Raw genomic sequence first — 4,205 nt, 5'->3', positions numbered from 1 at the left:
TTTCCATTCGGTCTTTTATGACATTTCGCCTCGGGAGGTATTATGAACGCCTCAGGTCTTATGTGGAGGCGGCAATTGACGAGTATAAAATGGAACAGGAATATCAGACATTCATTCAATCGCTGAGAGACTACGTCATGTCGAAAGAGCCGATGCTTGACCATGTCCGCATTGTGCACGACGGTTATTTTGTATTGTGGGAATTAAAGTATATTTCTGAACGGGAACAAAAAAAATACATAGACAGGCGGTTCGTAAGAGAACACCCGATGTATATTGATTCCCATCTCCTGGCTCCGCTCGTATCGATTGCGCCGGAAAAAATAGACCTCTATACAGAAGACCGGGAACACGCCATGGTTCAGACCATTCAAAATATTTTTCAGGAGCGCGTACGGATTCTTTCGCTTGACGCCTTTCATCCGCGAGAAAACATTTTGGAAGAGCATTCTTGATTTTGTGTGAAAAACGATTTATAATACGATGTAAACTTAAAGATATTATGTATCGATAAGGACATGAAAAGATGAACACCGGTTTGACAGAGAGGGAGACCACGGCTGAAAGTCTCTTAAGCCAAGGAGCATTTTTTTACCGCCTTTGAACATCAGTTGTGAACGGCAATGTGTCTAGTAATGACTGACGGGACTTCCCGTTACAGAACCGAAAGCCGAGAGCGCGACGGGTTTTTTGCGTTTTCGGGAAAAAGGGTGGAACCACGAATTCCGTTTATTAATCCTCGTCCCTTTCATAGGGGGACGGGGATTTTTTATTTTGTAAAAAAAAGGAGTGACTAGGATGTCAGATATGGTAAAAATCAAATTTCCTGACGGAGCGGTTAAGGAGTTTGCAAAAACGACGACAACAGAAGATATCGCGGCATCAATCAGTCCCGGCTTAAAGAAAAAATCAATAGCGGGGAAATTAAACGGCAAAGAAATCGATCTGCGCGCACCGATCCTTGAGGACGGCGCCATCGAAATCATTACAGAAGGCAGCGAAGAAGCGCTTGAAATCATGCGCCACAGTACTGCACACTTAATGGCCCAGGCGATCAAGCGCCTGTATAAAAACGTGAAGCTTGGCGTGGGTCCGGTCATTGAAAACGGCTTCTACTACGATGTGGATATGGAAGAAGCGCTGACTCCGGAAGACCTTCCGAAGATTGAGAAGGAAATGAAAAAAATCGTTGGCGAAAATCTGCCGATCGTAAGAAAAGAAGTCAGCCGTGAGGAAGCCAGAGCCCGGTTTGCCGAAATCGGCGATGATTTGAAATTGGAACTGCTTGATGCGATTCCGGAAGGTGAAACGGTATCGATCTATGAACAAGGCGAATTCTTCGATTTGTGCCGCGGTGTTCACGTTCCTTCGACAGGAAAAATCAAGGAGTTCAAACTGCTGAGCCTTGCGGGAGCATACTGGCGCGGAGACAGCAACAACAAGATGCTCCAGCGCATTTATGGTACGGCTTTCTTCAAAAAAGCGGAGCTTGATGAGCATCTTCGCCTCCTTGAGGAAGCAAAAGAACGCGACCACAGAAAGCTCGGAAAAGAACTGAAGCTGTTTGCGATTTCGCAAAAGGTAGGGCAAGGGCTGCCGCTTTGGCTGCCAAAGGGTGCAACCATCAGACGCGTCATCGAGCGCTATATCGTTGACAAAGAGCTTGCGCTCGGCTATGAGCACGTGTATACACCTGTCCTTGGCAGCAAAGAACTTTACGAAACGTCAGGGCATTGGGATCATTATCAAGACACAATGTTCCCTCCGATTGAAATGGACAATGAAACATTGACGCTTCGACCGATGAACTGTCCGCATCATATGATGATTTATAAAAACGACATTCACAGCTACCGTGAACTGCCGATCCGGATCGCGGAGCTCGGAACGATGCACCGCTACGAAATGTCAGGCGCTCTCTCAGGTCTGCAGCGTGTTCGCGGGATGACTTTGAATGACGCGCACATTTTCGTCCGTCCCGATCAAATTAAGGAAGAGTTCATCCGCACTGTCCGCCTGATTCAGGAAGTGTATGAAGACTTTGGCCTTGAGCAGTACTCATTCCGCTTGTCTTACCGCGACCCTGAAGATACAGAGAAATATTACGATGACGATGAAATGTGGAACAGAGCGCAATCGATGCTGAAGGAAGCGATGGACGAGATCGGACACGATTATTACGAAGCCGAAGGGGAAGCGGCGTTCTACGGACCGAAGCTTGACGTTCAGGTCAAAACAGCAATCGGAAAAGAGGAAACACTGTCAACTGTACAGCTGGACTTCCTTCTTCCTGAAAAATTTGATCTGACATATGTCGGAGAAGACGGAAAACCTCATCGTCCGGTCGTCATTCACAGAGGTGTCGTTTCCACAATGGAACGTTTTGTCGCTTTCTTAATTGAGGAGCATAAAGGCGCATTGCCGACATGGCTTGCCCCTGTTCAGTTCCAGGTCATCCCTGTATCGCCGTCCGTGCATCTTGACTACGCCAAAAAAGTTCAAGAGCGCCTGCAGCGTGAAGGACTTCGCGTTGAAGTCGATATCCGTGACGAGAAAATCGGCTATAAAATCCGTGAAGCACAGATGCAAAAAATCCCGTACATGCTTGTCGTCGGCGACCAGGAAGTTGAAAACGAAGCCGTCAACGTCCGCAAATACGGAGAGCAAAAATCAGAAACAGTTGCCTTTGCAGACTTCATTAAAAAAGCCGTTGCAGAAGCAAAGAAATAAACGAGAAAAAAGCATGATTCCCGCTCGGGAGTCATGCTTTTTTGCTTAGTTTGTCGGCTGTTTTTCCGCGGAGGATATCGAACAGTTCGCTCAAATGGCTGATTTCGTGATCGGGTGTAAGGTCAGTTTCATTCTTTTTGCCTTTGCGGTTGACCCAGACGGTTTGAATGCCCGCTCTGGAAGCCCCGAGAATGTCGGTGTTCAAGTTGTCTCCGACCATCACGGCATCATCCTTTGTCATGCCGAGGAGGCTGAGGCAGTGTTCAAATATGCTTGGATCAGGCTTTCCTTTTCCGAATTCACCGGAAATGACGATTTCATTAAAATAAGGAGCAAGTTCCGGTACGCCTGCCAACTTTTCTTTCTGCAGGCTCGGATCGCCGTTTGTCAGCAAAAGAAGCTCTACTTTTCCTTTCAGTTCATCTAAAACGGCAAATGTTTCTTCATACACGAAAGGGCTCTTTCGGCGCACTGCGGCGAAATATTCGCCGAGTTCTTCCCCGAAGGCGGGATCGTCGATGCCAAACGCCTTCAATCCGTTTGTCCATGCGTTTTTTCTGTATTCAGGAACAATTTTGTTCAGTTTTTGAAAGCCTTCGCTGATCGGCTCGCTGAAGTTTGACCACAGGCCTTCAAATGGGTTGATGCCGATCATGACGGTGTATGGATATGTTTCATAAGACGTGTAAAGCTTTCGCGCTGCTTCGCGGACCGCTGCTTCAAATTCTTCCGCATGGATTCCGTATTTTTCTTCAGCTTTAAGACACGTTTTGGAAAATGCTGTGCTGACGCTTTTTTCATCCCAGAGCAATGTATCGTCTAAATCAAAAAATACGGCTTTCATGATCTTCTCCTCTGCCATTAATTTATAGAATTCTCTTATTTATTTTACAATAGATTAAATGGATGTGAAAGAAATGAATTTAAGAATGTGATGTAATGCAGTGTCAAAGTGTGAAAGCTTCTCGAATATGATAGAATGAAACGGGTTTCTATTGTTTGGAAATGCAGGGGATTTTTAAGATGCATCTTATGTTCGTGATAACGGGCTCACATGCGGACAGAAGAAGTAGATACAGTGTAGAAATGGAAGGAATGGTTTTGTGAAAAAACGATGGATATTTTGGTGGATTTGCAACATATTTTGGATGGCCGTTTTTGTAATGGGGACGGCTCTCGTGTGGCTGAGAGATGTTGATGTCGCCGGTGTTACTCAAACGCTTGAGCTTAAATTAATAGCGTTTATCGTTTTATTGATTGCATTTATATTTCCATTCATTATTCAAGTTGTGTGGCTGATTGTTAATTTGAAAACGGGTAGCAGCAAATAAGGTAAAGGCAGCAATTATTTGCTGCCTTTTTTATTTTGTAAAGCATGCCGCGTCAAAGTGTGAATAAAAAGAGGTATGATAGAATAAGAGCAAATTCCGATACAGAAAGAAAGCAAGGGGAAGTATATGATTCAACTCATGATC

The 4,205-nt window shown here is 45.2% G+C and carries 4 protein-coding genes; 3 read left to right on the top strand and 1 reads right to left on the bottom strand.

What is annotated here, in order from left to right; translation table 11 throughout:
* Both ytxC and thrS read left to right on the top strand, forming a co-directional pair.
* Positions 1–455, top strand: a 455-nt coding sequence (ytxC, locus tag C1T29_RS17825) for a sporulation protein YtxC (RefSeq protein WP_269321158.1), incomplete at its 5' end; no start/stop codon positions are given.
* Between the two features lie 343 nt (positions 456–798).
* Positions 799–2,730: a threonine--tRNA ligase gene (thrS, locus tag C1T29_RS17820; protein ID WP_020452538.1), complete on the top strand. Its 1,932-nt coding sequence runs from the start codon at positions 799–801 to the stop codon at positions 2,728–2,730.
* Positions 2,731–2,761: 31 nt separating this feature from the next.
* Here the strand turns inward: thrS and C1T29_RS17815 are convergent, their stop codons facing one another.
* Entirely contained in the window at positions 2,762–3,574 is an 813-nt protein-coding gene (locus C1T29_RS17815; protein WP_020452537.1) for an HAD family hydrolase, read from the bottom strand.
* Between the two features lie 259 nt (positions 3,575–3,833).
* On the opposite strand from C1T29_RS17815, the gene C1T29_RS17810 reads away from it, so the two are divergent.
* Complete coding sequence (locus tag C1T29_RS17810; protein ID WP_208945513.1) at positions 3,834–4,061, top strand: DUF3923 family protein; 228 nt, start codon at positions 3,834–3,836, stop codon at positions 4,059–4,061.
* Positions 4,062–4,205 lie beyond the last annotated feature (144 nt).

The sequence above is a fragment of the Bacillus sp. MBGLi79 genome (assembly GCF_002953915.1).
This window is presented reverse-complemented; position numbering and strand designations above follow the sequence as displayed.